30 protein-coding genes and 1 pseudogene are annotated in these 25,375 nt (G+C 54.3%); 15 read left to right on the forward strand and 16 right to left on the reverse strand.

Going from position 1 to position 25,375, the window contains the following annotated elements; translation table 11 throughout:
* Positions 1-55: 55 nt before the first annotated feature.
* Positions 56-661: a fasciclin domain-containing protein gene (locus tag H9L05_RS19000; protein ID WP_187732237.1), complete on the reverse strand. Its 606-nt coding sequence runs from the start codon at positions 659-661 to the stop codon at positions 56-58.
* 216 nt (positions 662-877) lie between these two features.
* Here H9L05_RS19000 and H9L05_RS19005 point away from each other — a divergent pair, with 216 nt between their 5' ends.
* The 7 genes and pseudogenes from H9L05_RS19005 to H9L05_RS19035 all read left to right on the forward strand — a co-directional run bounded on the left by H9L05_RS19005 (position 878) and on the right by H9L05_RS19035 (position 6,376).
* On the forward strand, positions 878-1,336 hold the full coding sequence (locus H9L05_RS19005) for a peptidylprolyl isomerase (protein ID WP_187732238.1): 459 nt from the start codon (positions 878-880) through the stop codon (positions 1,334-1,336).
* A gap of 291 nt (positions 1,337-1,627) precedes the next feature.
* Positions 1,628-2,899: a hypothetical protein gene (locus H9L05_RS19010; protein ID WP_187732239.1), complete on the forward strand. Its 1,272-nt coding sequence runs from the start codon at positions 1,628-1,630 to the stop codon at positions 2,897-2,899.
* Positions 2,896-3,303 carry a hypothetical protein gene (locus H9L05_RS19015; protein ID WP_187732240.1) on the forward strand — a complete coding sequence of 136 codons (408 nt, stop codon included), beginning with the start codon at positions 2,896-2,898 and terminating at the stop codon, positions 3,301-3,303. Before H9L05_RS19010 ends, H9L05_RS19015 begins: the two co-directional genes overlap by 4 nt.
* Positions 3,304-3,308: 5 nt before the next feature.
* Positions 3,309-4,064 (forward strand): radical SAM protein, encoded by a 756-nt coding sequence (locus H9L05_RS19020; protein WP_187732241.1) that lies wholly within the window; start codon positions 3,309-3,311, stop codon positions 4,062-4,064.
* Between the two features lie 29 nt (positions 4,065-4,093).
* On the forward strand, positions 4,094-4,555 hold the full coding sequence (locus H9L05_RS19025) for a hypothetical protein (protein ID WP_187732242.1): 462 nt from the start codon (positions 4,094-4,096) through the stop codon (positions 4,553-4,555).
* A gap of 411 nt (positions 4,556-4,966) precedes the next feature.
* A pseudogene (locus H9L05_RS19030) lies at positions 4,967-5,947 on the forward strand (esterase-like activity of phytase family protein); the annotation flags it as partial.
* 237 nt (positions 5,948-6,184) lie between these two features.
* Positions 6,185-6,376, forward strand: a complete 192-nt coding sequence (locus H9L05_RS19035) for a hypothetical protein (RefSeq protein WP_187732243.1) — start codon at positions 6,185-6,187, stop codon at positions 6,374-6,376.
* 82 nt (positions 6,377-6,458) lie between these two features.
* Here H9L05_RS19035 and H9L05_RS19040 read toward each other — a convergent pair whose 3' ends face one another.
* On the reverse strand, positions 6,459-8,006 hold the full coding sequence (locus tag H9L05_RS19040; RefSeq protein WP_187732244.1) for a sigma 54-interacting transcriptional regulator: 1,548 nt from the start codon (positions 8,004-8,006) through the stop codon (positions 6,459-6,461).
* A gap of 96 nt (positions 8,007-8,102) precedes the next feature.
* Complete coding sequence (locus tag H9L05_RS19045; protein WP_187732245.1) at positions 8,103-9,206, reverse strand: vWA domain-containing protein; 1,104 nt, start codon at positions 9,204-9,206, stop codon at positions 8,103-8,105.
* 212 nt (positions 9,207-9,418) lie between these two features.
* Here H9L05_RS19045 and H9L05_RS19050 point away from each other — a divergent pair, with 212 nt between their 5' ends.
* The 3 genes from H9L05_RS19050 to H9L05_RS19060 all read left to right on the forward strand — a co-directional run bounded on the left by H9L05_RS19050 (position 9,419) and on the right by H9L05_RS19060 (position 11,433).
* Positions 9,419-9,700, forward strand: a complete 282-nt coding sequence (locus H9L05_RS19050; protein ID WP_187732246.1) for a DUF427 domain-containing protein — start codon at positions 9,419-9,421, stop codon at positions 9,698-9,700.
* A gap of 145 nt (positions 9,701-9,845) precedes the next feature.
* The gene (locus tag H9L05_RS19055) at positions 9,846-10,439 is read left to right on the forward strand and encodes a hypothetical protein (RefSeq protein ID WP_187732247.1); all 594 of its coding nucleotides are present in this window, start codon (positions 9,846-9,848) and stop codon (positions 10,437-10,439) included.
* Positions 10,440-10,575: 136 nt separating this feature from the next.
* Positions 10,576-11,433 carry a bifunctional transcriptional activator/DNA repair enzyme AdaA gene (locus H9L05_RS19060; protein ID WP_187732248.1) on the forward strand — a complete coding sequence of 286 codons (858 nt, stop codon included), beginning with the start codon at positions 10,576-10,578 and terminating at the stop codon, positions 11,431-11,433.
* Between the two features lie 67 nt (positions 11,434-11,500).
* Here the strand turns inward: H9L05_RS19060 and H9L05_RS19065 are convergent, their stop codons facing one another.
* From H9L05_RS19065 to H9L05_RS19075, 3 genes are all read right to left on the reverse strand, one after another.
* The gene (locus H9L05_RS19065; RefSeq protein ID WP_187732249.1) at positions 11,501-12,478 is read right to left on the reverse strand and encodes an acyl-ACP desaturase; all 978 of its coding nucleotides are present in this window, start codon (positions 12,476-12,478) and stop codon (positions 11,501-11,503) included.
* A gap of 66 nt (positions 12,479-12,544) precedes the next feature.
* Positions 12,545-13,843 (reverse strand): hypothetical protein, encoded by a 1,299-nt coding sequence (locus tag H9L05_RS19070; RefSeq protein WP_187732250.1) that lies wholly within the window; start codon positions 13,841-13,843, stop codon positions 12,545-12,547.
* Positions 13,844-13,907: 64 nt separating this feature from the next.
* Positions 13,908-14,171 carry a hypothetical protein gene (locus tag H9L05_RS19075; RefSeq protein ID WP_187732251.1) on the reverse strand — a complete coding sequence of 88 codons (264 nt, stop codon included), beginning with the start codon at positions 14,169-14,171 and terminating at the stop codon, positions 13,908-13,910.
* Positions 14,172-14,265: 94 nt separating this feature from the next.
* Between H9L05_RS19075 and H9L05_RS19080 the strand changes: the two genes are divergently transcribed.
* Both H9L05_RS19080 and H9L05_RS19085 read left to right on the forward strand, forming a co-directional pair.
* A complete protein-coding gene (locus tag H9L05_RS19080; RefSeq protein ID WP_187732252.1) occupies positions 14,266-14,925 on the forward strand; it encodes a hypothetical protein in 660 nt (219 codons plus the stop codon).
* On the forward strand, positions 14,871-15,773 hold the full coding sequence (locus tag H9L05_RS19085; protein ID WP_187732253.1) for a hypothetical protein: 903 nt from the start codon (positions 14,871-14,873) through the stop codon (positions 15,771-15,773). The genes H9L05_RS19080 and H9L05_RS19085 overlap by 55 nt, the downstream gene beginning before the upstream one ends.
* A 631-nt stretch (positions 15,774-16,404) precedes the next feature.
* On the opposite strand, the gene H9L05_RS19090 is transcribed toward H9L05_RS19085, so the two are convergent.
* Positions 16,405-17,214, reverse strand: a complete 810-nt coding sequence (locus H9L05_RS19090) for a phytanoyl-CoA dioxygenase family protein (RefSeq protein ID WP_187732254.1) — start codon at positions 17,212-17,214, stop codon at positions 16,405-16,407.
* A gap of 166 nt (positions 17,215-17,380) precedes the next feature.
* On the opposite strand from H9L05_RS19090, the gene H9L05_RS19095 reads away from it, so the two are divergent.
* Entirely contained in the window at positions 17,381-18,634 is a 1,254-nt protein-coding gene (locus tag H9L05_RS19095) for a glycosyltransferase family protein (protein WP_187732255.1), read from the forward strand.
* A gap of 11 nt (positions 18,635-18,645) precedes the next feature.
* Entirely contained in the window at positions 18,646-19,026 is a 381-nt protein-coding gene (locus H9L05_RS19100) for a hypothetical protein (RefSeq protein WP_187732256.1), read from the forward strand.
* A gap of 54 nt (positions 19,027-19,080) precedes the next feature.
* Here H9L05_RS19100 and H9L05_RS19105 read toward each other — a convergent pair whose 3' ends face one another.
* The 8 genes from H9L05_RS19105 to H9L05_RS19140 form a co-directional block, all read right to left on the reverse strand.
* On the reverse strand, positions 19,081-19,773 hold the full coding sequence (locus tag H9L05_RS19105) for a glycosyltransferase family protein (RefSeq protein WP_187732257.1): 693 nt from the start codon (positions 19,771-19,773) through the stop codon (positions 19,081-19,083).
* On the reverse strand, positions 19,725-20,030 hold the full coding sequence (locus tag H9L05_RS25315) for a glycosyltransferase family 2 protein (RefSeq protein ID WP_187732258.1): 306 nt from the start codon (positions 20,028-20,030) through the stop codon (positions 19,725-19,727). The genes H9L05_RS19105 and H9L05_RS25315 overlap by 49 nt, the downstream gene beginning before the upstream one ends.
* Positions 20,023-20,709, reverse strand: coding sequence for an MATE family efflux transporter (locus H9L05_RS19115; protein ID WP_187732259.1), 687 nt, complete (start codon positions 20,707-20,709; stop codon positions 20,023-20,025). The genes H9L05_RS25315 and H9L05_RS19115 overlap by 8 nt, the downstream gene beginning before the upstream one ends.
* 71 nt (positions 20,710-20,780) lie before the next feature.
* Positions 20,781-20,957, reverse strand: a complete 177-nt coding sequence (locus H9L05_RS19120) for a hypothetical protein (protein WP_187732260.1) — start codon at positions 20,955-20,957, stop codon at positions 20,781-20,783.
* Entirely contained in the window at positions 20,939-21,262 is a 324-nt protein-coding gene (locus H9L05_RS19125; RefSeq protein ID WP_187732261.1) for a hypothetical protein, read from the reverse strand. Before H9L05_RS19125 ends, H9L05_RS19120 begins: the two co-directional genes overlap by 19 nt.
* Positions 21,263-21,471: 209 nt before the next feature.
* Positions 21,472-21,642: a hypothetical protein gene (locus H9L05_RS19130; protein WP_187732262.1), complete on the reverse strand. Its 171-nt coding sequence runs from the start codon at positions 21,640-21,642 to the stop codon at positions 21,472-21,474.
* Between the two features lie 23 nt (positions 21,643-21,665).
* Complete coding sequence (locus tag H9L05_RS19135; RefSeq protein WP_187732263.1) at positions 21,666-22,136, reverse strand: hypothetical protein; 471 nt, start codon at positions 22,134-22,136, stop codon at positions 21,666-21,668.
* Between the two features lie 32 nt (positions 22,137-22,168).
* Positions 22,169-22,489: a hypothetical protein gene (locus H9L05_RS19140; protein WP_187732264.1), complete on the reverse strand. Its 321-nt coding sequence runs from the start codon at positions 22,487-22,489 to the stop codon at positions 22,169-22,171.
* A gap of 159 nt (positions 22,490-22,648) precedes the next feature.
* Between H9L05_RS19140 and corA the strand changes: the two genes are divergently transcribed.
* Positions 22,649-23,842: a magnesium/cobalt transporter CorA gene (gene corA / locus H9L05_RS19145; protein ID WP_187732265.1), complete on the forward strand. Its 1,194-nt coding sequence runs from the start codon at positions 22,649-22,651 to the stop codon at positions 23,840-23,842.
* A 77-nt stretch (positions 23,843-23,919) separates the two neighbouring features.
* Here the strand turns inward: corA and H9L05_RS19150 are convergent, their stop codons facing one another.
* The gene (locus tag H9L05_RS19150) at positions 23,920-25,230 is read right to left on the reverse strand and encodes a tol-pal system protein YbgF (RefSeq protein ID WP_187732266.1); all 1,311 of its coding nucleotides are present in this window, start codon (positions 25,228-25,230) and stop codon (positions 23,920-23,922) included.
* Positions 25,231-25,375 lie beyond the last annotated feature (145 nt).

Genomic DNA, 25,375 nt, shown 5'->3' on the forward strand with positions numbered 1-25,375 from the left:
GAAAAAGCCCCAGACTCAGTCTGGGGGCTTTTTGCACTATAAGCAGTAACCCAGCTTACTTCGTAGGCATCAATACCTGGTCAATAACGTGGGCTACGCCGTTGTTAGACAGCACATCAGCTTGTACTACATTGGCGCCATTTACGGTCACTTTGCCGCCCGCCGTGCTAACGGTCAGCTTTTCACCCTGGATAGTGGTCAACTGCTGGCCATCCTTCAGATCAGCGGCCATCAGGCGGCCTTTTACTACGTGATAGGTTAATATACCCGACAGCTTCTCTTTGCTTTCGGGCTTCAGAAGGCCATCGAGGGCGCCTTTGGGCAGAGCCTCGAAAGCAGCGTTGGTAGGAGCAAATACAGTGAACGGGCCTGCGCTGGCGGCTTCGTCATCGAGGCCAGCAGCCTTGAGGGCCGTGGTGAGTGTGCTTATCTGCGACACAGCCATGGCGTTTTCCGCCAGGTTTTTACCCGAGGTATCCATGCGCGAAGAGTCGTTCATTGCCATTGCCGGGTCCATGGCCGTGGTATCGGTCATGGCCATGTCGGTGGTTTCGGTAGTGGTCGTCTCGGCGGTTTTGTTGTCACCACAGCTCGTCATGCCAAAAGCAAAGGCGGTGGCGGTAAGCAACGTAAACGAGGTGTTTCTCAGGGTCTTTTTCATAAGAAGCAGATCAGGGTTTTGGTTGAAGAAAAAAAGAAAGTAAGGTGGTAAAGCAGGAAACGAAAAAGCAGATTAACAGGTAATCATGGCTAAGCTTACGCAGCAAGCTGAACGGTGGGCGCCCGCGCCCTATGTTTTGGCTACCTTTGCGCCGCTTAGTTGAGCTTAATAAGTGTCGACTTGCACTTTGTGTTTAAAAATTTATTTTCTACCCGCATGAAAACTGCTGAGATTCACACCAATAAAGGTGTAATGAAGGTCGAGTTCTTTGAAAAAGATGCTCCACAGACTGTCAAGAACTTCACCGACCTCGCCCAGAAAGGCTTCTACGACGGCCTGAAATTTCACCGTGTTATCCCCAATTTTGTGGTGCAAGGCGGCGACCCTAACACCCGCGAGGGCGCTAAAGGCATGCCCGGAACCGGTGGTCCCGGCTACAAAATCAAGTGCGAAACCTCCGGCGACAACCAGTACCACGACCGTGGTATCCTGAGCATGGCCCACGCTGGCAAAGACACCGGTGGCTCGCAGTTTTTCATCGTGCACTCGCGTGAAAACACCGCTCACCTCGACCGCGTGCATACCGTATTCGGCAAAGTGGTAGAAGGTCTGGACGTTATTGACCAGATCAAGGCCAACGACGAGATCCAAAAAATTGTGGTGACTGAGGCTTAGCCAACTGTCAAACAACTACACAAAAAAGCCCCCGGACTGAGTCTGGGGGCTTTTTTTGGTGAGCTTCTAGTTTGTACCGCCCATCAGCATCAAACATTACGAAGTCTGATTATAACGTTACAATGTGTTGATTTACATATCATTAAAGAACCGATTAAAGCATATACAAAGTCGAATAAACGCCACAATTGGTTTGACTTGACTGTTTACAATGTCCTACTTGGAGGTGAGCATAAGCGCTTCGCATTTCAGCGGCGCATGCCAGCAGATTCTTCGCTTCACTCCCCTTGTATGGCTCCTCCCTCTACTCCTGCGTTTGCTGCTGTGCGGCTGTTTCGCCAACGGCTGGTAGCAACCACGCTGAGCTGGCTAGCGCTGGCCGCCCACTTACTCCTGGTTTCGGGTTGCAACTACTACCGTACGAAGCCTGAGGAAATTACCCCAACGACAGTTACCCGGCTGGCCGAATCCAAGATTTTTCTAATTCATCAGGGCGCCACGGTTTGGCAGCTCAACAATCCGCAGCTCAATGGCGAGGAGCTTATTGGCAAAAAAGCAAACGTAGAGCCCAGCTTGTCTCCATATGTTGGGCCTACGTCCTATGCCTCACCCCGCTACAAATCGAGGGATAGAGAACAGGTATTTAATCTGGTTCACATTTATATCTCCGACTTCCGGGCAGGTGAAGCGGATCAAGTCAGCATTCCACTAAAGGCCATGAACCGACTGGATGTGGTGGAAGCAGATTCCGGCAAAACCACTCTCTCCTATATCCTTGGCGCAACGGGCATCGGGGTCGGCATTTTCCTCCTCATAGGAGTTATTATCATGCTCACTAAAAGCTCCTGTCCGTTTGTGTACGCGCACAATGGCGAGCAGTATCAATTTGTGGGAGAAGCGTACGGCGGGGCCATTTTTGCGCCATCGGAGCGCGACGACTACATGCCGCTGCCCCACATCCAGGCCACTGGGGAGCAATTTCAGGTCAAAATCACGAATGAGCTGCGGGAGCGCCAGTATACCAATGTAGCCGAGCTGTGGGTGGCGCACCACGCCGAAAACGTGCAAGTGCTGCTGGACAAGACCGGCAATGTGCACACTATAACCCAGCCGCAAGCGCCAACCAAAGCCATATCCATGCGCGGCGTCAACTACACGACTCAGCTTGCCGCCACCGACCACAACGTGTTTCTCTTCAACGAAGCAGCGCCGGGCGCCACCCAAAACAGTGTGGTGCTTAGCTTCGATAACCCTACGCAAGCCAAAACGGGCAAGCTGGTGCTGCACGCCCAGAACTCGCTGTGGCTGGATTATCTCTACGGCGAGTTCACCAAGAAATTTGGAAGCGCGTTCAACGAATGGGCTCGCACGCAGAAAGATGTTCCCGCCGAAGAACTGAATCAGTGGTCATTAGACCAAGGCATTCCGCTCAAAATCTCTGTCAGAACCGCGCATGGCTGGGAGCTGATTGACAACATTCCCACAGTTGGCCCCTCGCCTCCCGCGACCTGGTCATTCCCTTTACAGTGCCGGCTGGGTTGGCTTCAAGGCCGCTGCAAGTGAAAATAGAAACGGGCTTCATGTTCTGGGAGCTGGACTATGCCGCCGTCGATTTTACGCCAAACCAGCCCGTGCGCCTGGAAAAAAGCCCCCCAACGACGGCCCGCGACGAAATCGGCCGCGACCAGCGCCAGGTTCTGTCCAAAGTAGATGACGACTATCTGCGCCAGCTCCAGCCCGGCACGGAGGTCACGCTTACGTATCGAGCCACGCCAACCGCGGCGGGCCAGCGCAGCACCGCTTTTTTGCACACGCGTGGCTATTATGAGCACATTCGTCAGTACGAGGGCATGCCCAACCTGCCCCAGCTCTACGCTTTCCGCCGACCGGGTCGCTTTATTGAGTTCTCGAAGGAAAAGTATCAGGAGTCGCAGCAGGAAATGAATCTGGCCTTAGTCAATCCGTAAGTACCATGGAATCAACCCTTATTCCTGAGCTGAACTTCCTGGATGCCGTTCCCGCGCCGGCCGCCACAGCGCCGCTTTCCGTTGACTTGCCAAATTTGCCCCCCACGGTGGTTGCGTCGTCGCTCAGGCGGGCTTTGCTGAATGGCGTGATTAGTCTGGCGGAAAAAAAGTTGGTGTTTCAGTATTTGCGAACGCCAGCCCGAATACTTCGGGCAGCTAAACAGGTGCAGCTACTGCGCACAACGTACTACGGTGAGTATCAGGTGCAGAAGGTAGCCTACGTGGCCGGGCGCTACTACCAGGAATTCCAGAAGCCCGGCTGGCCATCGGCCGCTTTCAACAGCTACATAGCCACCACGCTCAACCGCTTGGTGCCTTTCCGCCCCACGCAGAACGCCGTGCAGATGGTGTTTCTGGCCATCACCAAAAAATGCCCCCTGGCCTGCGAGCATTGCTTTGAGTGGAATGCCTTGAATCAGCGGGAGAAGCTGTCTTTGGCCGATTTGCGCACGATGGTAGCCAACTTTCAAACCCGCGGCGTCACCCAGATTTTTTTCAGCGGCGGCGAGCCCATGGTGCGCATCAACGACATGCTGGAGGTGCTGCGCACGGCCAGCTCCGGCACCGACTTCTGGGTATTCACCTCCGGCTTCAACTTCACTTCCGCTAATGCACAGCACCTCAGGCAAGCCGGCCTGACGGGCGTTTCCATCAGTCTCGATCATCATGAGCCCGCACGGCACAATGCGTTTCGGGGGTAGCTGATGCGTATGAGCTAGCCATTCAGGCGGTGGTTAACGCCAAGGAAGCCGGATTGGTAGTCGCCCTGACGCTGTGCGCCACTCAGTCGTTCACCACCGCCGCCAACCTGATGGCATACGCAACGATGGCGAAGCAACTGGGGGTCACGTTTATTCATGTGCTAGAGCCGCGGGCGATAGGGCATTATGCTCAGCAGGAAGTTGATTTGACCCCGGCCCAAACAGCGCTGCTGGACGAATTTTACCTGAAGCTCAACTACAGCGGCGACTACCACGGCTGGCCTATCGTGCACTACTACGGCTACCACCAGCGGCGCATGGGCTGTAGCGGCGCCGCCGACCGCTTCCTCTACGTAGACACCGACGGCGACATGCACGCCTGCCCTTTTTGCCAGAAGAAGTCGGGCAGCGCGCTTTCAGCCTCATTTGATGACGCGCTGCAAGTAGTCAGGCAAAGCGGGTGTCATCAGTTTCCGGCATCCACCATGTGAGCTGACGTTTTCATGGTGCGAAAGCGGGCCTGCTCGGTTGCAGGCCCGCTTTTTCTTTGCTCATACAAGTCGGAAGGCTGCCATTACCCGTGTGGTAATGAAGGGTATGGAGCTGCTAAATCCAGCTTTTGAATCAACTGAAGCAAACCAAGAAAAAATGTAACGTTTCCATAACTGACCTAAGCTGGTTAATGCCGTTCTTTACTCTTCACCCACTAAACCAAACTCCTCTATGAAACATCTTACGCGCATAGCCGCTTGCTGCTCGCTTGCCTTTCTGGCAGCCTGCAACGAAGATAGCGGCAACCCGTTTGTCATCAACAAGCCTATTCAGGTTACGTCGCTCCGCTTTATCGGGGAGCAGATTGTACCCTTTGGCCAAACCTTTAATGGCACTACGCTGGGGGCTTTTCCAGCATCGATTACCGCCCGGATAATGGCTCCTACTACATTATGTGCGACGATGCCTCCGCGCTACAGCCCGTTCGGTATTACACGGCCAATCTCAATTTCAACCAGAATCAATTCTCCAGTGTCACGTTCACGAGCGTTACTACGCTGAAGCGGCCCGACGGCACCAATTTCCCCAGCCTCGCCGCCGACCGCAACAACGCCATTGACCCGGAGGGTATCCGTTACGACCCTACCACGATGCGCATTATCTGGTCGAGTGAGGGCATTCGTAACGTGACTCTCACGCCCCCTACGCTCAATCAGCCTTTCCTGCGCGAGGCCAACCTTGATGGCTCCTATGTGACCGACTTTAGCATCCCATCGTTGTTCCGCATTCAGGCCACCGAAAATGGTACCCGCTCCAATGGCAGCTTCGAGGGCTTCGACCTTACGGCCGATGGCCGCTACCTATTTGCAGCTCAGGAAGAGCCGCTGTACGAAGACGGTCCCCGCGCCGACGTGGGCGTAGCCAATTCGCCTACTCGCATCGTGCAGTACAACAAAGCCACCCGTCAGCCCATCGCCCAGTACGCCTACCAGCTCGATGCAGTACACCAGGCGCCCAACCCCTCCAACCAATTCCGCCTCAATGGAATAGTGGAAGTACTTACCCTCTCGGACAAGAAATTGCTGGTGATGGAAAGGTCGTTTGCCGTGGGCGCAACGCCCGATTATTCGGTGAAGATCTACGAGGTTGAGCTGGCCGGTGCCACCAATATCTCAGGCCTCAATTCTCTGCAAGGGACGAACTACAGGCCCGTGCGCAAGCGCCTGCTGCTCGACGTAGCGTCCACCGGCATCCGTCGGATCGACAATCTGGAAGGAATGACTTTCGGTCCGAAACTGCCCAATGGCAACCGTTCCCTGATTATGGTATCCGATGACAACTTTAGCAATGCCCAGATTTCTCAATTCCTCGCTTTTGAAGTTAAACCATAACCGATAACAGGAATTGCGTCTGAAAAGGCAGCTTATGTTCTACATAGGCTGCCTTTTTTGGTTAACCGTGCTAAGTGCATTGGTTACAAAAAGCAGACTTGCAGCACGCTGTAACAAGCGTATTATGAACAATTTATAAAGCTAGCCCGTAAGCATAGTAGTACATAAAATACCTATACTATGATGTTCAGAACCAACATACAACGAGGCATACTACTTCTTTCATTACCCTTGGCTATGAGCTGCACTTTAATCAGCGGCGGCACTTCCTCCGACCCACAGGTGCAGGAGATGGAGCGCCGAGTAGAAGAGCAAGAGCGTATCGCGAACGAAGCGGAGCTGCGCGCCAAAAGCGAGAAGCAGGAGCTGGAGGCTCGTAAGCTGCGCCTGAAGGCAGCGAAAAACGAGGCCAAGGCCCGTAACATGTAACTCAATTAGCTTCCATTCATAAAAAAAGCCCCCCAGACGTCGTCTGGGGGCTTTTTTACTTAGTAGTCGATACAAAATAGACTTACCGACGACGGCGCGGCTTCTCTTCTTCCTCGTCCTCGTCTTCATCGCCGCCGAAGCTAGGCATGGTGAACATGGAGCTGAGCAGGTCCTTGAACTGCGTGCCGGCCGTTACGCGGTTGCGCGAAATCAGGCTGTGCTCAGCCAGGCCGTGCAGACAGAACTCCATCAGAAAATAGGTCGTGTCTTTGTCCTCATTAGGATGCAGGAATGCCACAATATCACGCAAGCCAGGCACCTCATCCAGCGACTTCCGATATTCCTTATCAGCTGAATCGTTGAGTACATCGACGGTGTTGCCGCTGCCAAACCAGTCCTGCACCGTTTTGTACGGGTTCGGAATGGTCTTCTTTTTCTTTTGCTTGTCCGGATCGGGGAAGTAGTTCAGGAAGTACGTACGGATGGCTTTGCCCATCAGCTTTTCAGCCACCAGGCCGGCTCCCTCCTGCTCGCCTTCGTACACCAGTTCCACTTTGCCGGTTAGGGCGGGCACAGCCGCCATGAAGTCGGCGATGCGTACGTAGGTTTTCTTCTCGCCGTTAATCAGCGCCCGGCGCTCCGCTGCGCTTATCAGGCTTTCGTAGGCGGCAATAGTCAGGCGAGCCGATACACCACTCTTGGCATCCACGAACTCAGAACCACGAGCTTCAACGGCCACCTGCTCAACAAGGTCGCGCACCAACTCGTTGGTAGTCACCAAGCCTTCTTGCGCGGGCTTAATACGGGCTTCCTGGCGGGTAATACGCTTGCCGATTTCAATCGACTTCGGATAGTGCGTAATAATCTGGGAGTCAATACGGTCCTTGAGCGGCGTCACGATGGAACCGCGATTGGTGTAGTCCTCAGGGTTGGCCGTAAACACAAATTGAATATCCAGCGGCAGGCGCACTTTGAAGCCGCGAATCTGGATGTCGCCTTCCTGCAAAATATTGAAGAGCGATACCTGAATCCGAGCCTGCAAGTCGGGCAATTCGTTGATGACGAAAATGCCACGGTGTGAGCGCGGAATCAAGCCAAAATGAATCACGCGCTCATCGGAGTACGGCAGCTTCAGCGTGGCTGCTTTAATCGGGTCGGCGTCGCCGATAAGGTCAGCTACCGATACGTCCGGCGTCGCCAGCTTCTCGGTGTAGCGGTCCGAGCGATGCATCCACGATACGGGCGTATCATCGCCTCTCTCGGCAATCAGATTTTTAGCAAAAATGGACAAGGGCTGCAACGGGTCGTCGTTCAGCTCTGAGCCTTCTACCACCGGAATATACTCGTCGAGCAGGTCCACCATCAGGCGGGCAATGCGGGTTTTGGCCTGACCACGCAATCCCAGCAGATTGATGTGATGCATGCTCAGAATTGCCCGCTGCAAGTCTGGAATCACAGTTTCCTCGTAGCCAAAAATGCCGGGAAACACCTCTTCCTTACTTTGCAGTTTGGTAATCAAGTTATCGCGCAGCTCTTGCTTAACCGAGCGCGACTTATAGCCGGATTTTTTTAGGGCACCGAGGGTAGTAATTTGTTGAAGTTCTGGAGAAGAAAGCTGGGCGTAAGCCATATAAGGGGGAAGATATTGCGAGAATAAAAATTATGATACAAGAAGAATTGGTAACTCCCTCCTCAACTCAGGAATGGAGCTTGTTGTTCGGGCGCTCTACAGCGACTTACGACGGTTCTTCTTGTAGTCTTCGAAAATCAGGTGACCAAGGCCTTTCAAGCCACTGAAGTACGCTTTGCCTTGGTTCACTTCTGTGAACTCGTTCACGAATTGCTGCAAATACGGGTCAGAAGCAATCATGAAGGTGGTAATCGGAATTTTCAGGCGGCGGGCAGCGGCAGCAAGGTTCAGGGTTTTGTTTACGACTTTGCGGTCGAGGCCGAAGCTGTTTTTGTAGTAGCCGTTGCCTTCTTTCAGGCAGGTAGGCTTACCGTCCGTTATCATAAAGATCTGCTTGTTAGCCGTTTTTCGCTTGCGCAGCAGATCCATGGCCAACTCTAGGCCAGCTACGGTGTTGGTGTGATAAGGGCCGACTTCGAGGTAAGGCAAATCCTTCACTTTAATTTCCCAGGCGTCGTTACCGAACACGATAACGTCGAGGAAGTCTTTGGGATACTTCTGTTTTACCAGCTCGGCTAAAGCCATCGCCACCTTTTTGGCGGGCGTGATGCGGTCCTCACCATACAGAATCATGGAGTGCGAGATATCGATCATGAGCACTGTACTAGTCTGCGACTTATGCTCATTCTCGCGCACTTCTAAGTCGCCCTCAGCCAGCATAAAATCATCGGTGAGACCGTGATTTAGCTGGGCGTTGCGGATGCTCTCGGTCATCGAAATCTGATCGAGTGAGTCGCCGAAGCGGAACTCGCGCATATCGGTGCTCTGCTCGTCACCCTGGCCGGTGTGGGGCGTGCGGTGATTGCCAGTGTTGCTCTTTTTAAGCTTGCCGAAAATCTCTTCCAGCGCCGACTTCCGAATGCCCTGCTCGGTTTTGGGCGTAATCTTAAAAGCACCCCTCTCCTGCTCGTTTTCATCGATGTAGCCCTTTGTTTTCAGGTCATCAATGAAGTTGCCGATGCCGTACTCGCCGTCGGTTAGGCCATATTGCTTGTCGAGTTGGGAAAGCCAGGAAAGGGCCTCTGCCACGTCGCCAGACGTGATAGTGACCAGTTGCATAAATAACTTGAATAAAGAATCGAAGCCTTTTTCAGGCGATTCATCGGGCACGAAGTCCCGGAAGCGAAAACCAGCAGCCATAGGAAGGGGGATTGAGGCTTAAGAACAACGGCGCGGGCGGCAATGTTCATCCGATGCGCCACAAGCAAGTTACAGCTTTGCCGAAACACCCCGCGCTGCACATTTGCGTGTTGAACAACGCTGGCGCTTGTTTGTATTGCAATGGCGTCACAATCAGCGTGCGACGCCCGTAAAAACATCTTCAGATCTATCTCTACTCAATTTCACTTCCTATGAAAGCCATCTGGAATAATACCGTCCTGGCCGAAAGCAACGATACGGTTGTTGTTGAGAATAACCACTATTTCCCCGCCGATTCGATTAAGCGCGAGTTTTTTGAGGATAGCATCGCCCATACTACCTGCCCCTGGAAGGGCCGCGCCAGCTATTATTCCGTGCGCGTAAACGGGGAGCTGAACAAAGACGCTGCTTGGTATTATCCCGAGCCCAAAGACGCCGCCAAGCAGATTGAGGGTCGGGTAGCGTTCTGGAAAGGCGTGCAGGTGCAGCCCTAACTACCCAAAAAATCCCCCCAGCGCAACCTGGACCGCTTCCGACCGTTTGAGAAATGAGGTTAGCCGAGATAGGCTGGCAGATTACGTCATCAACGGAATTCGTTATGAAGCAGTATTCTTTTCAGGGTCTTCTGGGGGCTTTTTAGTGGGAGTAGCTGTTGCAGGCAGTGGCTGTGACAGTCAGCGCACGGCCACTGAAGGCGCTAATCCGACCGCACCTAGTGCGGAGGCCACGGTGCCTATCAGTTTTCAGAAAGAAGTTGCCCAAGACGACTATCGCTTTAGCGTGCAAACAACCGGCACCGGCACTAGTCGCACGCTTTCCCTGACCGCCGCCAAGGATAACCGCGAGTTGTTTAAGACGTCCGTTCCGATTGAGGGCCAAGTAAGCGACGCGGTAGCCACCAATCTCAACGACGATAAGTATCCTGAGCTGTTCGTCTTCGTGGCCGGAGCGGGCAGCGGCTCTTATAGCCGTTTGGTAGGCTACGAGTTTATGAATCAAGGCCATAGGCCCCTAAATCTACCAGAGCTGAGCGGCCCGGCCGCTGCGGGCTATATGGGTCATGATGAGTTTCGGGTGGAAGGCAGACAGCTGCTACGCTCCTTCCCCGTATATCGCCCCGATGACCCGAACAGTACGCCTTCCGGTGGCATTCGGACGGTTACTTACACCATGGAACCCGGCATGGCGCTGTCGGTGGCTGGTTTCAATGATGCGCCCGCGCAAGCACAGTAAGTTCTGAATTTCAGAAAAAGCCCCCCACGAGCTATTAGCTGGCTTGTGGGGGCTTTTTGTTGGAAAGACCGCAAGTTTCGGGTGGCAGCGACGCGGGCATGGTAGTACATTTGGCTACCATCTCAGCTACTTTCCGATGACGGATTACGAACGCATCGCGGCGGCCATTGCTTACGCCCGCACTCACTTTCAGGCTCAGCCCGACCTGGAGGAAATGGCCCGACAGGCGCACTGGAGCCCGTTTCACTTTCAGCGCAAGTTTCAGGAGTGGGCCGGCGTGTCGCCGAAGAAGTTTCTGCAATATCTTAGCCTCGACCATGCCAAAACGCTGTTGCGGCAGCAGCTTTCCGTGGCCGACGCAGCCTACGAAACCGGCCTATCAGGTCCCGGCCGGCTCCACGATTTATTTGTAAATCTGGAGGCTATGACACCCGGTGAATACCGCCAGGGCGGCGCCGATCTGCATATCGACTACAGCTTCGGCGACAGTCCTTTCGGCCGCTACTTGGTAGCAACTACCTCCAAAGGCATCTGTAAGCTGGTATTCCCCGAAACCGATGAGGCGGCGGTAGCTGAGCTGCGTCAGGAGTGGCCTCAAGCCACACTTGCTGCTCAGGCAACGGGTGTTCACGAGCAGGTAGCACGGTTTTTCAACGGCGCCTTCTCTCCCACTGAGCGCTTTACAATGCACCTGAAAGGCACGCCTTTTCAGTTCAAAGTGTGGGCTGCGCTATTGCATATTCCGGAAGGCCAGCTTACCACCTACTCCCAACTTGCCCGCGTAGCCGGCCACGAGCGAGCCGTGCGGGCCGTGGGTACGGCTGTAGGCGACAATCCTATCAGCTACCTTATCCCTTGCCACCGCGTCATTCGACAGACCGGCGAACTGGGCCAATACCGCTGGGGCGCGACTCGCAAAGTGGCATTAGTAGGTTGGGAAGCAGCAAGGGTTCACCCGAATGCGTTGATAGCCTCGCCGGGGCTGTTTCATTAAGAAACTTATTATCACAAAAAAGCCCCCAGAAACATTCCTGGCGGGCTTTTTTAGTAGTGCTTACGGATTACTCAATCCACTTAAACTTGTATTCCAGCTTCGGGACGGGCATGCGGTCGGCTACGCGGCGCAGGCGGTTGGGCAGCGCCATGATATACTCGCGGGCCTTTTCTGCCTGACCATTAAGGCCGGTAATCTGGTCGATTTTCCAAGTAGTGATGAGGCCTTCCAGAATGTCGGTGTAGTCCTGGCTGGTGTATACACCGAGGCGTTGGGCGGCGTCGGTGAAATGGCCGAAGGTTTTCCCCATATCCACGCCCATCTCACGCATGTAGTGGGCCGGCATCACAATCTTTTTGCGCATCATATCCTCGAAGGCCAGCATCATTTCGGATGGGTCAACTTCGAAAATCTTATCGACAAACGTCTGATACACACGGGCGTGGCGCGATTCGTCGCCGGCAATCATACCACAAAGCTTGGAGAGCTGATCATCACCAGCCTTGCGGGCCAGCGTACCTACACGGCGGTGCGAGAGGTTGGTGGCAGCTTCCTGGTAGCTTGTATAAATAAAGGCCCGATAAGGATCGTGGGCGGTGCCGAGGTCAAAGCCGTCGGCAATCAGATACTGCGTGCTTACCTCAAACTCACGCATGTTTACGCGGCCAGATAAGTACAGGTAACGGTTCAGCAAGTCACCGTGGCGGTTTTCTTCCGCTGTCCAGCCCCGAATCCACTGGGCCCAGCCGTTGTTGGGGTCGCGGTTGAGGTCGTCGAGCTGGTGAAACCAGGCTTCATAATTGGGGAGAGCTTCTTCCGTAATGGTATCACCAATAAGCACAGCCAACAGGTCGTAGCTGAGTTCTTTGGCGCGCTCACGCATGAGCTTTACTTCGTCAAAAAACGTATCGAGGCGGGAGTCGGGCAGGAAATCGGAGGGCTGCCAGCTGTCTTCCACTTTTTTGAGGAAGGTGCCCATATTTTCCCGTAAGAAGGATTCCAGATGCTGAAGCACCTCCCCGCGGGAGGTTACGGTTGCGAGCATGACGTAGGGGTAGTAAGTAAAAGGGATCGGAAAGCCAAATGTAGGCATTCCCATTTCTCAAATACGTTATATAGCTATTCTAGGGCTATTACAAAATTTTGGCTTTTGCGGCTTTTCTATAATTCTGGGCCGCACTTCGTAAAGCTGGGGCAGGGTAGAGTCCGCCGTTATCCTATTGAGGAGAGTGAACGTCAGGCCAAGCCTCTCTGACGGGCCGGAATGCTGAGAATATCGGTGCAGAAACGGTACGACTTCGGGGGCTAAAACCCACTGCACACCGGGCTTATTGGCCAACCGATATAAGCTGGCGCTGAAGTCGCGTGTACCAGTAAGCTTTTGCCGAAGCCTAGGCAACGAAGGGTGAAGCGTGGCCCAACCCGTAAGCGGCAGCTGCCGCCCCGGCAGTTCATATACCTGGAAGGGAGACAAGGACTTATACGCCACTTCCAGGTTCGCCGTCACCAGCATTTGCCCCCCAGCCGTGGCGCGGTTCAGCGCGGCGAGGTAAGCTTCGTGGTGGAAGCGCTCAGCGGCCAGCAGCTGCTTTCTGTGAAGTGTTTTGTAGCCGTAAACTCCTGTTGCTACAACCAATATGCTCACCGCCAAACGTGGAAATGGCACTCGCGCAGCAATGGTTAGTCGCAGCCAATAAGCGACATTGCCAAGGGTGAACAGCGTGAAAAGCGGCAGCCCCAGACGCGGCGGCAGCTTTAGCGCTACTCCTATGCCAAGGATCAGCAAGCCAAAGCCAAGCTGAGTCAGCCAGAAAGCAAGCCGGCCGCGAGTCGGGGGACTGCGCAACAGACTCGCATAAATGAGCGCATTCAGCAGGAGCAGTGGGAAGTAGTCGCGCACAACCAGCCTTCCTAGAGTAGCCAGCTTAGCCGGCGCCGATTCACGCAGAAAGTAGTCAGTGTTTTGGGGAACGGTTCGCTGGAAAAAAGCTTCGTTTACCAGAGCGGAGTCGCTAAGAATCCAGTGGCTAACGGCCTGCACACCAAGCGTATCGTGAACGGTTTTTGGCTGCGGCTGGTAGAGTTGAAAGTCGTTGAGGTTGGACTTTAGCACATCCAGAACGCGAAAGCGTGTGGCTTCAGGCGAGCGAGTAAGCGTGAGAAAAATGCCCCCCACTCCTGCCACCAGCAACGCCGCAGCCAGCACGTAGGCCCCCCGGCGCTGGCCCAGCCACACCCCACCCGGCACCGCTACCAGCAGTCCCAGCACGGCCGCGCTGGGCCGGATCAGCCAGGCTAATCCAAAAGCCAGTATTCCGACTGCTATAGCCCCGCTTCGGTGGTTGCGCTGGGCGGCAAAAAGCCCCCGGCTCCGGCGAGCAGCAACGGCACGCGCATGTAGTTGAACCACAGACTATTCTCAATGAATACCAAGCAAAAAAAGAGGATCAGGAGTGAGGTTATTTGCCACGCTGTCAGGCAAGCAGCCAGAAGCCGGTTAAGCACTGCGAAAAGCAAAACCAGAGCCGTGTAGAGCAAAGCGTAAAGCGACAAACCATACCACGGCACTGCCGGAAACTGCGCATATAAGGCAGCCAATATCGGGCAAAGCCGTGGAAATAAAGGTGCAGATCCGTGACGGGAGCAGCCGCCGTAACACCACGCAGCAACTGCGTGATAATGAGGTCGTCGTTGGTTTCGTAGTAGGCGCCCAGCCCGCCAATGGACAGTGCCAGCAAGAGCAGCGGCAGCAGTAGTACCCGAAAAAAGCCCCCACGGTAGCGGTGTTCATGCCTGCAAGGTAGGCAGCGCCGAGAGTTAAGTTAGCAGGTCATGCGCGGCGCTGCCTACCTTGCGGCCGTGAATACTCGTCCGTTCGTTCGTCTGGCTTTCCTCACGCTCCTGTTTGTGGGGCTGTTTACCGTTGCCTACTTTTTCCTGACGCACGAAGGCTTATATGCTCTCGACGATTATTACTATTCCCGCTATGCCCAACAGCTAGCCACGGGCACCTTCCATCTAGCGCCCGATCCTGAGGGTTTGCTCGTTGATCCGCTACGCGAAAGGCCCGTGATTTTTGGGCCCGTTGCCCTGCTGTACAAAGCCTTTGGCATCAACATTATTACGACTACTCTGTGGCCGCTGCTGGCTACGCTGGGGTGCGCACTAGTGCTTTGGCTTTTGTATGGAAAGCGCGAACCTATAGTAGCGGCGGGTGCCATGGTGCTGCTGGGACTGCATTACTTTACCCTTAATCTCACAAATTACCTGTACCCAGATAATATACTGATGATCTGGTGTATATGCTGTGCATCTGCGCTACTTATCGGAAGGCGTGAGGGACAGGTTGCGGGAGGCCTGTGGGGGCTTTTTTTGCTGTACTCAACTTCGCGGCCTTGCTCAGCAAGGAGACGATTGTATACTATCTGCCATTTTATGTGGGCGTGCTTTTACTCGATGGGTGGCGCCAGCGCAACCGACAGTTTTGGCTGACAGCCTTCACTGTAGGCACCGTGCTACTGCTGGGTTATCTGGCCGTTTATCAGGTATATACCGACGACGCGCTGTATCGCATCCACCTGATTGAACGCACCAATGAGTTCTTGAAAGAAGGCAATTATATTCTCGGCAAACGGGGGGCGTTGTTTTATCGTCTTACCACTGCCCCGCTCGATTTTTTCATCGGTACGGGGCTTGGGGGCGCCTTGCTATTTGCCTGTGCAGCCTTGCTAAATCAACGCCGCTGGCCCGATTCCGATGCCAAATATTGGCTGGCGCTGGCGGGTTCTACGCTGGCTTTCTATTGGTTTGGCAGCACCTCGCTTACCCAGTACAACCCCATCACATTACTGCCGCGCATGACTACTCCCCTGCTGCCGCCGCTATGTTTGGCAGCAGGCTTCGGGCTTCGTGACTTTAGCCGCTCGGGGCGCGGAGCCGACTGGCTGGCGCTGGCATTGCTGGCTTACGCAGGCTGGGCGCGCAGCTCTGTTTCCCTGATTTACGGCGGATTGAGCTTGTACTTTGGTTTAATGGCAATCCTGGCCAGTCCGACTGCTCACGCCGGCTGGCGGCGGCCCGGCACTTATGCCTTTGCAGCGCTACTCTTGCTGGTGGTGGCCGGGACTACAGCGGTCAGGCCGGCCTACTTCATGACCAAGCCAAGCGTATCATCTCACTTTGAGCAGAACAAGCTGATTAAAAAACACTTACAACCACCGGCGCAAGGTGTAGTATTTGTCGACGACTATCTGGTGGACAACTATGACTATTATTACGGGCATAAAAAGCCCCCGGCATTCATTTCCGCCGCTATGCCGCCCGCGATTCCGTTCGCCTGATACCGGGCCAACAGGCGTGGCTGCTCCTGAACCGCAGCACACTTACCAACGATGAATTGACGAGAAAGCTTATCCGCTATTCGGAGGCCGAGGTATTGGCCTGCTATCCAGGTCGGCAGCTGGTAGCCGAAGTGGGCAAAGTCAGTTTGTATAAGCTTGATTTGGGCGAAACGGCAGCCGCTCCGCCAGTAACTACGTTAGGTAGAAGCGAATAAGAATGCTTTGTAGGCCTGTCTGCGTTTACGCTTCAACGGACTCAGTCCGTTCTAATTTGTGAATAGCATCAGCAGACAGCTTACAGCCAGCAACAAAGTGACCATGTAAGTTTGGCGACGGTAGTAGATAGATGTTTTCATAAGCGTGTCACTGGTATTTAATCTATATCCAAATTTCCCGATAAAGCAGTTGCTTAACAAGGAAAAATGGAGGCCATTTGTGACATATAGAGCAACTGAATAATAGGCAATTACAAATAAAAAATACAAGTATTTGAAGGCAACCGAAGCTTGTACTGTACGCTTCTACTCCGGCTCAGCTATAAGATTAAATTAAGAAATCGGCCTAAGCGACAACTCTTACACGTTGGCTTCCAATCCGGTAAACAGACTCATGTCTAGGGGCTGATCGTCGTCTAAACAGACCAAAATCGCATTTCCAAGGACAATCGGGTAGCATCAGCGTTAAGATTTACGGCCCCGCCGTGTAGCAGATAAGGCGAAAAGAGCAACACCTCCGACGGACCGGGATTGGGACGAATAAGCTGTAAGGGCTCAACTGTATGTTTGACAGCCGGAACCGTGTAGGTAACGCCATTGTACACAGCCCCGTTTTGGGTGCGTTCCACGCGGTTTTCGGGCCACCAATGGCTACCCGGAACCAAGCTTAGTGATGAGTCGGCGGTGCTGCCGGTCACCGGCATGTAGATATTAAGGCAATCATCATAATCAGGCAGCCACACATCCCTGTGAAGCGGATTATTATCGGAGCGGCCGGGCCTTACCAGGCGCAGATGAAACAGGCGCATCTGATCCCATGGATTATAGGCTTGCACCCGGTGGCCGCACAGCTCTGACACCCGTGCTTCCAGGAGAGCCGCCGGCACGGGCAGCCGCTCCATCGTGTACTCCTTTGTCAGGTTTACAACTGCCAGATGCCGCTGTTGGTCATCACCAATCAACTTATGGTAATCGGCAACCGGAAAATCGGCAGCTACGGGCAGGCCCACCGCCGCCAGCGCCTCACGCACCAAGGCTTCTAGGCCTGCCTGCAACTGCTGCTGCTCGGGAGCCGGCAGAAACTCCACCACCATATAGCCGGCGCCGGACCACGAGTTACCACGGGTAAGGTCGATGCTGTCAGCCAGAAGCACTTTATCTTCGGCTTGGCCACTTTCGCCCTCAATCTGGTAAGTCACCTCGCGTGCGTTGATGCTAGCTTTCATAATAATGGGGAAGGTTTGATATCAGGTTAGCGCTACAAATACTGCAATGGTTCAGGGCAACGGCGCCAAATGGTCGCGCAAATTAGGGCAAAGCGGTAGTTAGGCGCAAAATTTCATTCTTCTGCCGGTCCTATGTTAACGCACCAACATTGGATAACTTGCCCCCGTGTCTGCACCTGCCTTTCGTTTACTGCCCCACTTTACGCTTGCGTTTGTTGGTCTCTTCACTATCGCCTTCTTCATTTTTGCGCACGAAGGCCTTTATGATTACGACGACTACAATTATGCTCGGTACGCCCACCAGCTCGCAACGGGCACTTTTGACCTGACTCCCGAACCGGGCCATCTTGACTATACCCCGCTCCACCAGCGTCTCATGGTTTTTGGGCCGGTAGCGCTGTTTTATAAGTTGCTGGGCGTCGGAATATTTACGACTACCTTCTGGCCCCTGCTCTGCACGTTCGGCACTAGCCTGATTTTCTATCTGCTTTATCGTCAGCAACATCCGGTAGTGGCCAGCGCGGCTATGCTACTGCTGGGGCTGCATTACTTCACGCTCAACCTCAGCATCTATCTCTACCCCGATAATGTACTGATGTTCTTTGCGGCGGACAGTGCGGCAGCGCTCCTGTATGGCCGCCGCCCCGCGCAGGCGCACCCGGTTTGGTGGGGACTGGGTTTTGCCCTGCTGAACTTCGCAGCCTCACTGAGCAAGGAAACCATCGTCTACTACCTTCCTTTCTACCTGAGCCTCCTGCTGCTAGATTTATGGCATCGCCGCCACGGTAAGTTCTGGCTAGGCGCACTAAGCACCGGAGCATTCTTGCTCGTCACCTATTTATTTGTTTATCAGGCAGCTGCCCACGATTTGCTGTATCGCTTTCACGTTATTGAATCGGTTAATGAGGTGCGGAGAGTAAGCAACACTTCTACTGGCGATATTGTGGCTCGCCTTACCTATATGCCGCTTCAACTACTTATAGGTACAGGGCTGGGAGTAGTGTTGCTGCTGGTATTGGTAGCGGCAATCAAGAGCAACCGATTAAGCAACGACGCTCGCTTTTGGCTGGCGTTGGCGGGCAGCTCATTGGCCTTTTACTGGCTGGGCAGCACCTCGCTCAGCTACTACAATCCTAATTCTCTGCTGCCACGCATGCTCACTCCTCTCCTGCCGCCGCTGTGTTTGGCAGCGGGCTTTGGGGTAGAGTATTTTGCGCGCACCGGCCGTGGCGGCTGGCTACTAGCCTTGGGCTTATTAGGCTGTGCGGCATGGCTGCGAAGTAGTATCAGTATCGTGTACGGGCTGCTGGGGGCTTTTTTGCCTTTGCTGCCGGACTATTATCCGTGGGCATCGTACGCAGAAAGATGGCGCGATTTGGTCCGGACACCGCATTTTTTGCAGGCGCTACGCTGTCTGTAGTAGGCTTGATTATGGCCATTCGGCCTGCTTACTTTATGGCTAAGCCCAGCAACTCCGGCTACTTTGCCCAGCAGCAACTGATGCAGCAGGAGCTGCGCTGGGCCGCTGGGGGCGTTGTATTAATGGATAACTTCTCGCTGCATAAGTGCGAGATTATGTATGGATTTCGGGTGCCGGATAACTTACGTTTCCAGCATTATGCGGCCTACGACACGCTTCGCAAGGTACCGAGCCGGCCAATCTGGCTGCTGATTAACAGGCCTGTCCTCAGCAACGATGAGCTGATTCCGCAGGTAATAACAGCTTCAGCTGAGCAAGTGCTGGCTCGTTTTCCGCGCCGTAAGCTTCATTCCCAAAACAATGGCGTAGAGCTGTATCTGTTGCCGAATTAAACAGAAGACGGTATTCCCAAATGAATTTTAATAGCTGATATCAATGAGCGCTAGTTAGCATCGCAGGCGGCTCCAGTTGGCCAGTAGCCAATCGAGGAAGTGCGACTTATTCGTTTGGCGCAACAACGCATAAAAGGCCAGTGCGTGCGTATAATTGCCCCAGCGCACCGTTTGACGCATTTCCCAGCGCAGGCGCACCGCTAGGGCAGCCATTTCCTTCGGGTTTTTGCACAAAGTCAGCGCCTTACGGCAAGTCTGGATAGTGGAATCCAGATGGGGGTCTGAGGGTAAGTAGGCGGTGCGCGACATGGCCTGAGGATGCTTGCGCTTGCGGGTGGTTACTTCGTCCAGAAAGTAGAAATGCCAGTTGCGAGCCGCCCGAACCCAGAAATCAAAGTCTTCATAATAGAGCGTCTCATCGTAGCCCCCCAGCTCGTCGAGAGTGGCGCGGCGCATCATCATGGTGGGCGTGCTGATAAAGTAGCGCGCCAACACATCGGCAAATACGTCGCCCGAGGCCGGGTGCGGCTTTAGCCCTTTCGAGGTACGCCGAAAATGGTGGCGCATAAAGCGCGACTGCTCATCGATCAGCTCCGCATCAGAATACACCACGCCATAGTGAGCGGGCAGACGCTGAAAAGCCGCAACCTGCTGCGCCACGCGCTGGGGCAGCAGCACATCATCGGTGGCAAAATCAATCAAAAAAGCCCCCTCGACTGCCGGAATGCCTGATTGAAGCCGGCGCACAAACCCAGATTTTGGGCATGCAGCGTGAGCTTCCAGGCGGGATGGGCGGCCGCGTACTCGCGCAGAATCTGGGGGCTGGCGTCGGTGCTGCCATTATCGACCAGAAAAACTTCGAGCGCGGGATATGTCTGGGCCAGAATGGAATCCAGCGCTTCCCGCAGGAAAGGCGCGTGGTTATGACACAGCGCAACAATTGTTACCAGCGGACAGGAGTTGCTTAAGGCCTCCTGGGGGGCTTTTTTGTTTTTCTCATCCATCGTTGCTGCGCCGTAGATAAGCCCGAAAGTACACCGCACTGAGTAGCAGCAGCACCCCAAAACGAGCCGCGTGCGCCAGTGGCACACCCAGCAAACCATAGGCAGGCAACAACCCCTGCAACAACGTCACATACAGCATCGCCGAACCCGCCTGCACCGCCACGTAGCGTCCCACCTGCGCTTTGGCCGTCAGCAGAAACAGCAAAAGCCAGGTAAGGAATTTAAGCCAGTCGCCCAGAAGCTGGGGGGCAAAAAGGTAGCTGGCCGCCGCAAAACGCTCGTCGAAAAGCAAAGGCAGCAGCCAGTCGCGCAGCAGATAAATCAAACCCAGCCCTACAGCCAACACCGGCGCTAACAACAATACCACCGTTCGCACATATGCCCGCTGGGCGGTTGGCTGGGTGCTAAGCGCAGCCAGCCGAGGATAGTACACGCTGCTCATCAAGCCCGTAAATACCATCGTATAGTTGTCTGAAACCTTTGTTACGGCTTGCCAGAGGTCGGTTTGGGCGAGGCCGAAGCGTGCAATCAATACTTCGCGCAGGGCAAAATTCACGGCCGTTCCAAACAAAAGCAAACTACCCGCCATCAGCAGAAAGCGGCTCAGTCCCCGCAGGGCAGCGTGGCTTACTCTGCCCCGGATTCGCGGCAAAAGGCCCGCCCGCCAACACACGGCCATCGTCGGCAGCAGCGTAAGGCCCTGCGCCAGCAGATACGTGAGCAGTACTTGCTCAATGCGCCAGCCAAGTGCTAAGGCTCCCCAACTCCGCCTACGCTCAGAAAACTCAGCATCACCGTCAGCCAGACATAGGCCCGCAGACGTCCGGCGGCCAGCAATACGGAGCCGAGCAGGGCATGCGCCGAGAGCATACTGATGCCTTTAACAAACCACAGAAACCAGCCAGTAGTCAGCCGGAATACGCCCACCAAGGGCCCGGTGCCAGCACCAGCGCCAGACCGCCCAGCAGCAGGCCCACCATATTCAGAATAATGCCGGCCCCAAACCAAGCCCGGTAGCGGCCGGAGCCGGCGCGCAAGGGCGCCAGATATTTGACCACGCCCACGTGCACTCCATCATTGGGCAGTGTAGTAAACAGCGCTAGCAGATTCTGAAAATGCGCCAGCAGCGTAAGGCCGCCGGGGCCGCCATACAGCGCCAGCATTTTATTCAGAAGCAAGGCTCCACCCGTTCGGGCTCCAATGCCCAGCGTTGAGCCCAATGAGCGGCGCAAAAACCGCCCAAGCACCGTGGCTTCAGACTGGGGGCATTTTGGACAGCGCCGGGGGCATTTTGGAACGCACGAATCAAGGTTTTACAGTTTCAACTCAAAGCGTGAGCTTCACTGAAGGAGAATGACAGAAGCGCTGGTAGTTAGCTGGGTGCAATATTACCCGCTGAACCCCTATTAATTTTCTGAAATCAGCAAACCTGCCAAAGCAGCTATGCGGCCTTCCACTCCAGGGTCAGCTTCAAACTCAAAACGCCCCCCAGATGCCGCTTGAATTGCAATAGCGACTGATTTAAGCCAGTAGGAAGCGTGGAAGTACCCAGATCGAGCAGAGACAAGTTGCTGGCCCGGCCAAAAGCGTGCAATCCTTCATTGAGCAACACTACCGGGCTAAACGCATTGTAAGTCAGGGGCTGGCGGGGTAAAAGTTGTACAGCACCCGCTCGTTTACCTGAATGGCAACCGTAATTGCGGCCCACTCACCTATCGGGTCGCGCACTGAGAACAGGAAGTAGTTGTTGGGGAACACCCGAAACAGCTCCGTTAGCCTTTCCTCGCTAAGCGACAGGTGCTGGCCCTTTTCTTCGCGGCAGCGCCGCAGAAACTCGTAGGCTTTGGGCAGAAAAAACAGCGGTTCCTGCTCAAAGTGAAAGCCGTGGCGCCGACACTTGGCCAGGCGCCGCCGCTCCGATGGGTGCAGCCGCGTCTCAAAGTCCTGCTCTAGTGGCAAGTGATTATTCAGTTCAGCCAGTGTCACCTTATAGCCTAGCTGACTCAATACCTGCGTCATCAGTGCGCTGCCGGCCGGGTCGTAGGCAAAGGGGTAGGCGCGTATGCGCAGCTTCTGCACTCCTGCTTCCGCAAGCGTTGCGTGCACTGCCAGCATAAAAGACTTCAGGGCCGCCGCTGTTACACTGGGGCCATTTGTATTCCCCCAAACGGCGCCTGGTACGGGCTGTAAGCCAGCGCACTCGTATCGGCACCGATAAAAATATGCAACTGGGCTACGGTCTGGGCGCGGGCATGGTCCTCCAGGTAAAACGCCAGATACCGGCCCGCTGACCTTTGCAGGCCAAGATGAGCCGGCTGCATATACAGAAAAGACGCAAACGCCAGCGGCAGCGCGGGTTCTATTCCTTGTCCACACCGCACCACGTACTGGGCTTCAGCTGTAGAGAAAGCAAGCAGTTGGGCAGCGCCTGTGGTAAAGTTCACTAAGGGAAACGTCAAATTCAGACCGCGAAATTACGAGTAAAACCGCGCGGTTCTCCTTACTTACCAAACAATGCTGCCACGAAACCAAACTGATCCATCGGCAGGCTAAGGTCCATCTGACCCTAACCCTTCTTACCTTAGATACCGCAAACGCCCCATTTTTCCTTTTGCTGCATGGAACCCACTTCATCGCAACCTACCGCTAGCCCTGCGCCCGACAGCCTCGAGACGGAGCATCCTAATGGCGTAGCTGACCGCGACGCGACGCGGCAGGCCAAGGAGCAATCTGTGGGCCAGCGGCCGGGCACGCTCACCATTCGCGCCGACGCTTTGGCCCCGCGCCTGTTCATGATTTCGTATACCAACGATTTCTTTCTGGAAAAAGAGTACGGCAGCTATGATGAGCTGATGCAGTACTTTCAGGCCAATCAGCACCTCAGGCACTGGATTGATGTACGCGGCTACAATGACCTGGACCTGTTGCAGCGTCTGATGGCCGATTTCGATATTCACCCGCTTCTGATGGAGGATGTGCTCAGCGATTATCAGCGGGCCAAAGTGGATATCCTCGATGATGGGCGGTTGTTTCTGGTGTCGCGCATGACGGAGTTTACGCCGCTCCTGGAAATTGACGACGACCAGCTTTCCATCTTCACAGGCCCGAACTATATCCTCAGCTTTCAGGAAGACTACGAAGACTGTTTGGAAGCAGTCCGTAACCGGCTGCGTTCAGGCTTTAGCCAGATAAAAAGTCGCTCTTCTCTCTACCTCGCCTACGCCCTCACCGATGTGGTGCTCGATCATTACTATCCGACTATGGCCGCCATCGGCGACTATATCGAAACCCTCGAACACCGGATTCTGACCGGGCGGCGGGGCGACCGACGCCTGCTCAACCGTATTCTGCACGTCAAGAAAGATATTATCCGATTCCGGCGCTTAGTGTACCCTGAGCGCGAGAAAATCGCGGAAATTCTCCGTCAGCCCGACGACGTGATACCTGATGATATCAAGCTGTTTTTCCGCGACTGCTACGACCACGCCATTCAAAGCCTTGACCTGGCCGAGAGCTACCGTGAATCTGTGAGCAGCCTCGTTGAGCTGTTTATGTCAGACCAGAATAACCGGATGAACGAGGTGATGAAAGTACTGACCATCATCAGCAGCATCTTCATTCCCCTCAGCTTTGTGGTAGGCCTGTATGGTATGAACTTTCAGCGCGAAGCACCTGATGGCCGCATTAATCACCTGAATATGCCGGAACTCTACGAACCCTGGGGCTACCCCGTATTGCTGGGGGTTCTGGCCATTATTGTGATGGGCCAGCTTATCTACTTCTACCGGAAAGGCTGGCTCACCAGCCGCTGAGCAGCTAGCTAATTCGCCCACAAAAAAGCCCTCCAGACCCTGAATAAGGACGTCTGGGGGCTTTTTTGTAGGTGATATTAGCGCCGGGTTTGCAGGGAAGTAGATGGGGCACGCGGCGCGGGTGAGCTACCAGAGTTGAGCTGGTTGTTTTTGTGCTTTTTGTAATAAGCAGTAGCCTCCCGATACGATTCTGATTTGCGGTCGGCCTTGTCGCGCACCACACTGTAGTACCGAAGCGCCGTTTTCACATCGCGCTGGGCAGCGGCCATTTGCGCCAGATTTTGGTTGGCATATACATAGAATCCAACCGTGGTTTCGCCAGCCGCTTCAGCAAACACGATGCAGCGCTCATAATAGTCCTTGGCCTTCGCCTGGTCTTTGTAGCGCAGCTGCATTAGAGAACCCAGCATATAGGTGGCATATTTACCGCTTACGCCCTCATAGCCAGGCATTCCCCGGTTGATCTTTATCAGAATATCGCGGCTTACCCGCTCGCATTCCTGGTTTTGCTGCTCCCGAAAGCAAGTAAGGGCGTATATGCGCTGAAAGTAGCCGTTATCGGGGTAGGTAGTGGCCAGATAGCGCGCTACAGGAAGGCATTGGGCAGGATTATCCTCCTCATTCAGCAGGATTTTCATCAGGAAGAATTTCGCTTCCATGCCGGTATAAAAGCCATTATCGGCCACGGTACGCAGCTGTTGCAGGCCCAGCTTTTGGTTGCCCTTGGGGAAAAACAGCAACACGGGACGCAGCAACGGATAGTTTTCCGAAATCCAGACGGCGTAATAATTCATAAGCGCCTCCCCCAGCAGGAAGTCTGGGCTCAAGCCATTGGCTTCCTTACTTTTAGCTAAATAGTCGAGGGCGCGCTTGCTGCTCACGGTGGCTTTGCGCCAGTTAGACCGCTCGGCGTTCAGGCGAGCATCGAAGCCGTAGGCAGCAGAAAGAAAAAAGCAGGCTTCGTAGTTCTTATTATCGGCCTCGTACAGCTTCTCGGCATGGGTAATGGCCGTATCCATATAAGCATACAGCAGCTTATCATACTTTTTCTCCTGCATATTGGTCGGCAAAATCTTCCACCAGGTACTCAGGCCAAGCAGGAAATACGGCATCGGATGCTCGGGGTAGCGCCGCCGCAGCGACCGAAACTGCTTTTCTGCTTTATCGAATTTGAAATTGTACAGATTGTCTACTGCACCCTCCAGCTCTGTCTGAATATCCTGATCGAGCAGCAGCCAGCCTTTCGTATCTACCGCGCCGGGAAGCACCTCTACATCAGCTACCTCCACACCGGGCATGACGGGCACTGCCGGCACGCTGTCAGAGGTTTGCGCCAGCGTTAATAAAGGAAATAAGCCAAAAAATAAGAGTAAAAGTTTTCTATACATAGTACAACTTTGGAGCCTTCTTTCCTTTTATTACCTGAAGTTAGAAACTTGCAAGCTAAAACGGCATTTTTGGCTGTTTATCTTCGATTATTATAATAAAAAATAAACCCCGTTATCTTCGTCGGATAACGGGGTAATGCAAGCA

Origin of the sequence: Hymenobacter qilianensis, from assembly GCF_014489555.1 — a bacterium.
Lineage (GTDB): Bacteria > Bacteroidota > Bacteroidia > Cytophagales > Hymenobacteraceae > Hymenobacter > Hymenobacter qilianensis.

Excerpts from the sequence above, each read along its gene's own strand:
- H9L05_RS19000 (WP_187732237.1), bottom strand. The coding sequence starts at position 661 with ATGAAAAAGACCCTGAGAAACACCTCGTTTACGTTGCTTACCGCCACC.
- H9L05_RS19005 (WP_187732238.1), top strand. The coding sequence starts at position 878 with ATGAAAACTGCTGAGATTCACACCAATAAAGGTGTAATGAAGGTCGAG.
- H9L05_RS19010 (WP_187732239.1), top strand. The coding sequence starts at position 1,628 with ATGGCTCCTCCCTCTACTCCTGCGTTTGCTGCTGTGCGGCTGTTTCGC.
- H9L05_RS19020 (WP_187732241.1), top strand. The coding sequence starts at position 3,309 with ATGGAATCAACCCTTATTCCTGAGCTGAACTTCCTGGATGCCGTTCCC.
- H9L05_RS19035 (WP_187732243.1), top strand. The coding sequence starts at position 6,185 with ATGAGCTGCACTTTAATCAGCGGCGGCACTTCCTCCGACCCACAGGTG.
- H9L05_RS19040 (WP_187732244.1), bottom strand. The coding sequence starts at position 8,006 with ATGGCTTACGCCCAGCTTTCTTCTCCAGAACTTCAACAAATTACTACC.
- H9L05_RS19045 (WP_187732245.1), bottom strand. The coding sequence starts at position 9,206 with ATGGCTGCTGGTTTTCGCTTCCGGGACTTCGTGCCCGATGAATCGCCT.
- H9L05_RS19050 (WP_187732246.1), top strand. The coding sequence starts at position 9,419 with ATGAAAGCCATCTGGAATAATACCGTCCTGGCCGAAAGCAACGATACG.
- H9L05_RS19060 (WP_187732248.1), top strand. The coding sequence starts at position 10,576 with ATGACGGATTACGAACGCATCGCGGCGGCCATTGCTTACGCCCGCACT.
- H9L05_RS19065 (WP_187732249.1), bottom strand. The coding sequence starts at position 12,478 with ATGCTCGCAACCGTAACCTCCCGCGGGGAGGTGCTTCAGCATCTGGAA.
- H9L05_RS19080 (WP_187732252.1), top strand. The coding sequence starts at position 14,266 with ATGCGCGGCGCTGCCTACCTTGCGGCCGTGAATACTCGTCCGTTCGTT.
- H9L05_RS19090 (WP_187732254.1), bottom strand. The coding sequence starts at position 17,214 with ATGAAAGCTAGCATCAACGCACGCGAGGTGACTTACCAGATTGAGGGC.
- H9L05_RS19100 (WP_187732256.1), top strand. The coding sequence starts at position 18,646 with ATGGCCATTCGGCCTGCTTACTTTATGGCTAAGCCCAGCAACTCCGGC.
- H9L05_RS25315 (WP_187732258.1), bottom strand. The coding sequence starts at position 20,030 with ATGGATGAGAAAAACAAAAAAGCCCCCCAGGAGGCCTTAAGCAACTCC.
- H9L05_RS19115 (WP_187732259.1), bottom strand. The coding sequence starts at position 20,709 with ATGGCCGTGTGTTGGCGGGCGGGCCTTTTGCCGCGAATCCGGGGCAGA.
- corA (WP_187732265.1), top strand. The coding sequence starts at position 22,649 with ATGGAACCCACTTCATCGCAACCTACCGCTAGCCCTGCGCCCGACAGC.
- H9L05_RS19150 (WP_187732266.1), bottom strand. The coding sequence starts at position 25,230 with ATGTATAGAAAACTTTTACTCTTATTTTTTGGCTTATTTCCTTTATTA.